Here is a 6,367-nt window from a genome sequence, read left to right on the forward strand (position 1 = left end):
CTCTTTCAAACAAGCAGGCGATGGCTTCCGGCGAAGCCAACACTTGTGCTTCAAACAAACCAGTGATGGTTTGAACTGCCGGAAGAACAGTTTCTGTGCTATTAAAATCAATTAAAAGCTGGCTTTTGTCAGAAGCAGATAATAATTTAAGATTATTAATGGTTACCAAAGGATGCGCAACCGCCGCCTCAAGTAACCTGATAAAATGGTTTCCTAATTTCTCTATTGTTTTAGGCTCAAAGAGCGAAATGAAATACCCAATCGCGAATTGCAATCCCTCCACGGTTTCGCTGGCAACTACATTTAACTCGTACGTAACTGTTTCATTTGGCAATACCAGCCTGGTAATGGTGGTGCCCTGCAAACCCTCTGAAGGTAAAGTGGGCAGGTTTAATAACCCAAACATTACCTGAAATATTGGGCTCCGGCTGAGGTCCCTGTCCTTAGCAACCTTGTCAACAATTTTTTCAAATGGCATGTCCTGGTGCTCATAGGCTTCCATAGTAGTTTGGCTTACCTGCTGCACTACATCAACAAAAGAATACGTAGGACTTATACTTGAACGCAACGCTAAAGTATTGGCAAAAAAACCTACCAGGCCTTCAACTTCATCGTGCTGCCTGCCCGCAATGGGCGTACCCACACATATATCAGTTTGATGAGTATAGCGATACAATAAAATTTTAAAGGCAGACAGAAGGGTAACGAAAAGCGTTGTATTATATTTTACGCTAAATGCTTTAAGATCTCTTGTTATCGCTGTGCTTATCAAAAAATTTTTAGATGCGCCTTTGTTGGTTTGTATGGCAGGCCGGGGCTTATCGGTTAGCAATTGAATTGCCTCAACATTCTGTAGTTTATGAACCCAATAATTAAGCTTTTTTTCTAGTACTGCATCTTTTAAGTATTCGTGTTGCCATATAGCATAGTCAGCAAACTGTAATGGCAACTCCTTCTCTGCCATATTTTGTTTGCCCGATAGCAAGCGATTATATGCTGAAGACAGATCCTGCACAATGATTGGCAACGACCATCCATCGGCAGCAATATGGTGAACGATCACTATTAAAATAGCCTCATTTATATTTACCGTTACCAGGTTTGCCCTTAGCATAAAATCTGAAAAAAGATCAAACGGCTTGCCCACCATTTCAGCAATTTTTTTCACTATCTGGTCTTCCTGTTCAGGCCATTTTCTACCATCGGTAATTCCAAGGTTCCACTCCAATTCATCTTTAATTATCTGGCAATAATTGTTGCCATATTGTCCAACACAGGTGCGCAATACTTCGTGGTTTTGCAACACCTGGCGGAATGCATTTTGTAATGCCTGATTATCTACTTTGCCTTTTAGTTTAAAAACAGCATTTAAATGATAATGGGCAGACCCCTGAAGTTGATGAATAAAAAGCAGCCGCTCCTGGCTAAAAGACAATGGGATAAAAGGTATGGTGGAGCGATTGGCTGGTACCAATGCTAGAATATTATTATCTACAATATGAGCCTTTAATTGATCGTTGCTCAAAAAGTTAATGATGTTTTGCTTGTTTGCTTTTAGCTGTCCTAAAAGATCGGGGTCAATAGTTTGCCCTTTTGAAAAACTAACCTGTAGTTCTCCGTTTGCTACACCAACCTTTACACCGTTTTTACCAGCGCGTTGTAATAGGCTAATTACATTAACTAACATAGTACCATTATAAATTAATAACTTCTAAGGTTTCAGATGGATCCTCGGCTATCTGGTGTAATTGCCAGTCTATATAATTACCCAGCTCCTCTATATTGTTGAGTTGAAATATTATCGGGATAGGTACAGCGAGGGAGAATTGTTTTTTGATTGCGGAAACCATTCTCATTACCATAAGAGAATGACCCCCCAATTCAAAAAAGCTATCGTTAATTCCTATCTTGTCTTTCCTGAGCAAGGTTTTCCAAATTTCAGTAAGCTTAGACTGGCTTGGCGTTTTAGGTGCTACATAAGGTCTAAGCATTTTTTGCAAAGGCTTAAATCTTGCCAGTGCCTTACTATCCAGTTTTCCATTTGAATTTAAAGGAAGCTTGTCAACCAAAATAAATTGAGCTGGAATCATATATTCGGGTAAGGTTTTATGCAAACCTTTTTGTATCCGTTTTATAAAATCGTCCGGATGCATCCATTCGGCTACCCTGTTTTGATCTATTTTAACTGAGGTCGAAATTTGGTTAGCAACCAGCCTTTGGGCATAAATGTTGTACAGCTGATTTTTACCCGACAAAAGATTTTCTTTTTCGATTGTAATGTTAAAGCCTTTTGATTGTAATAAAGTTTTGATATTATTTAATCGGCCATCATTATCATGCACTTCGATAATCAAATTTTCAATTTTATGCCAATGTTCATTTTCTATGCCATCCAGCACCAAATGTTCAGCGTTTTCCACATCAATTTTTAATAGATCAATTTTGTCAATCTCCTCGTTGCGAATAATGGTTGATAAGGTTGTTGCTTTACAATTTACTTTTGAACTGGCTAATTTTACATCAAGAATTTCTTCTATTTCATTTTCGGTCAGGAGCTCTGTGTCGCTGTTATTAACCAGATAAGATTTTAATACATTTTTTATATCACCCTCTATAGCATTTAAGCTGGATAGTATGGTCATTTGCGGAAAGTAAGAAAACTCAATTTCTTCTTCTTTGTTTGAAAGCGCTAATTGAAATACTTTTCCAGGCACCTGGTATAAATTAAAATTAGCCTGTAAATATTTAAACACATCGGGCATAGGCTCAAATGAAAAAACCCGTATGTTCTTACTTAACAAATTAACAAACAGCGAGAAAAATCCAATGTTCGCCCCTACATCTATAACAGTGCTATTACTACTTAATACAATACCATGTTTAAGGTATACTTCGTCCTTAAAAATTTCATCATATAAAAATGCAATTTCGTTGTCATTCGACCCAAAAATGGGTAAGTGATTGGGTAAAATCTTTAGATCTGTTGCTGACAGGGGAGGGGTTTGTATTAACTGTTGATATGAAGCTAATAACGGGTATTTTTTTTCATTGATTTCTATGTAAGCGGTTAAGTGTTTATCGTCGCTTACCTCGTCTGTTGCAGCAAGTATCTTCGCATTTTTTACATAGTCAGATTTCTCAAGCATATGTTCTATTTCACCCAGTTCAATTCTAAATCCCCTCACCTTCACCTGGTCATCAAACCTTCCCAGAAACTCTATATTTCCATCTTCCATCCATTTACAAAGATCTCCTGACTTATACATTTTTTTTCCGATAGAAAAGGGATCAGGAACAAATTTTTTATTAGTCAACGTTTCATTGTTAAGGTAGCCCCTTCCCACCTGAACCCCGGCTATGTGTAATTCGCCGGGCACGCCGATAGGCACTTTTGCCCCATGCTTATCTAAAATAAGCAACCTGGTATTTGCTATCGGCCGTCCTATAGGCACAGTTGTTATTTCCTCTTGTACATCTGGTACTTCCCAGCAAGTAACATCAATGGCAGCTTCAGTAGGCCCGTATAAATTATACAGTTTAACCAGAGGCATTGTATGCTTAAATAAGTTTACATGGTTAGGTTTAAGGGCTTCGCCACTACATAAAACTTTTTGTAAGCTGGTACAATTTTGAATGCCTGGCTGTTGCATAAATATTGCCAGTACCGAGGGCACAAAATGAAGGACAGTTATATTTTTTGCTTCTATTAATTCTATTAGGTATTGAAGGTCTTTATGCCCACCCACTTTTGCAAAAACCAGCCTTGCGCCTGCCATCAATGGCCAGAACAGCTCCCAAACGGAAACATCAAAAGCAAAGGTTGTTTTTTGCAGCAGCACATCGTTGGCAGAAAGTTTAAAGTATTGTTGTGCCCACGACAGCCTATTGTACAGGCCGGCATGTGTGTTCATTGCTCCCTTAGGCTTGCCTGTTGAGCCAGATGTGTATATGACATAGGCAAGATGATGAGGCAATAAGTGTTTGGTGCATCTGTAAGAAGGGAAGGATACTATACTTTCTTGATCACTGTCTAATTCTATAACATACAAGTACTCATCGCTTTTAATTTTAGCCCTTGTAGAGGCAGTACAAATTATAATAGATGCTTTGGTATCTTGCAAAATATGTTCTATTCTTTCTTCAGGATAATCAGGATCAATTGGTACATAAGCCGCACCGGCTTTCATTATCCCTAAAAGCCCAATCATCATGTTCAAACTTCTGTCTATACAAATGGGTATAACAGCTTCGGCAACTACCCCTTTGCTTACTAGAAAGTGGGCAAGCTGATTACTTTGGTCGTCGAGTTGTTTGTATGATAAAGTCTCATCATTAAAAACCAAAGCAATTCTGCTTGGCGTTTTTTCAACCTGCTCTTCAATAATATCAATAATAGTCTTACCGGTTTGATAGTTACAGTAAGTATTATTGAAAGAATCCAGAAGATTATGATCAGATTGAGTTAACACCTGCAAATCATCAATTTTCTGATATGGATTTGCTGATATGTTGCCCAATAAGGTTTGATATTGTAACAACATCCTGCCCATGGTTTGTTCCCTGAAAAGATCGGTGTTGTATTCTATGGTGATGTCTAACGTATTATCTGTTTCTGTTACATAAAACACCATATCGTACATGGAAGTCTTATGCTGAAAGGGTATGTCTTCAAGATTAATACCCGAAAACGCTACATTTAAAAGTTCCCCGATATTTCTTAAAACAAATGCTACCTGAAATAACGGACTTCTACTTAGATCACGTTCTTTTACCACCGCTTCCACTACTTTTTCAAAAGGCGCCTCCTGATTATTGAGCGCATTTATGGTAGTAATTTTTACTTGTTGAAGCAGATTGATGAAATGGTTACTGCTATCAATTTTTGTTCGAAAAACGATTGTGTTAACGAATAGTCCAATTAATTTATCAAGCTCAATCTGCTGACGACCGGCAACAGGACTACCTATGCAAATGTCGTCCTGGCTGCTGTATTTATATAGCAACACGTTGAACGACGACAGCAACGTCATAAATAAAGTACAATTGTTTGTTTGGCTTATTGCTTGTAATCCTGTTGTTATCTCTTTGTTGATGCTGCCAGAGAGTAGTGAACCATTTATGCTTTGAATTGCAGGCCGTGTAAAATCTGTAGGAAGCTGTAATATTGGAAGGTCCTCCAGATTTTGTTTCCAAAAATCCAGCTTGCTTTGTAGAACTGCTTCATTTAAATAATTTCTCTGCCAAATAGCAAAATCTGAGTATTGAATGGAGGGTGGACTGGTTACGTGTATGGATTTGCCGGTAAATTCATTATAGCAATTTACTATTTCCTGCACCAGAATATTTTTAGACCAGGCATCGGAAACTATATGATGCAAAACCAAAACCAAAATATTTTCATTAATCCGGATGTTTATTATCTCGGCCCTTAACATGAAATCCTTTGACAAATCGAATGGTACACTAATGACTTTTTCAACGTAGTCTGTTAAATCCTTTCCTTCAAAAAAACCTGAACCGTCGGTTATAGACATTTCCCAATTATCAACAGCCATCACCCGCTGAAATGGCTGACCTTCATCTTCTTCAAAAACCGTTCGAAGCACTTCGTGCCTGTCTATTATATTTTTAATGGAGTAGGCAATGGCATCTGTCTTAACATCTCCTTTTAGCTTTAACACTAAAGGAACATGGTATTGTACACTCCCTTGTAACTTGTCCAAAAACCATAGGCGCTCCTGACCAAATGACAAAGGAATTCTTTCTGGTCTTGGTGATGCTTTTTGAACAGGAGGCAGAAGATTTACGTCTGTTTGAGTGTTGAGTTCTGCAGCAAGTAAAGCAATGGTTGGAAAGTCAAACACATGACTGATAGGAATTTCAATCTTGAACTCTTTTCTTATTGCAGAAATAAGACGAACAGCCAACAATGAATGACCACCCAATGCAAAAAAATCATCGTGTACGCCGATGATTTCCTCTTCAAGAATATTGCACCAGATAGCGGCCATTTTTTGCTCGGCCTCAGTGTCAGGAGCAACAAAACCAGTTGATGTATTTTGCTGCATATCAGGATCGGGCAACGCCTTTTTATCAATCTTTCCATTGATCATTAAAGGCATTTCATCGAGTTCAATTATAGCAGATGGCACCATGTAATCGGGCAGGGCAGCCTGTAGGTATTGTTCTACATTGTGAGTGCTAATAGAACCATTACTTGTTACATACGCTACCAGGTTTTTAACTCCCCCCTTATCTTCTTTGGCAATAACGGCACATAACTCAATACCATTACACTGGCGTAAAATGTTTTCTATTTCGCCCAGTTCAACACGGTAGCCTCTTATCTTAACCTGGTCGTCTACCC

Annotated in this window: 2 protein-coding genes; both read right to left on the minus strand. The window is 38.4% G+C overall.

From position 1 onward, the window contains the following. On the minus strand, positions 1–1,687 hold a 1,687-nt coding region (locus tag H7254_RS15920), incomplete at its 3' end, for a condensation domain-containing protein (RefSeq protein WP_301933906.1). A gap of 7 nt (positions 1,688–1,694) precedes the next feature. Then, on the minus strand, positions 1,695–6,367 hold a 4,673-nt coding region (locus H7254_RS15925; protein ID WP_301933907.1), incomplete at its 5' end, for a non-ribosomal peptide synthetase.

The organism is Ferruginibacter sp. (assembly GCF_014377975.1).
Taxonomy (GTDB): domain Bacteria; phylum Bacteroidota; class Bacteroidia; order Chitinophagales; family Chitinophagaceae; genus Ferruginibacter.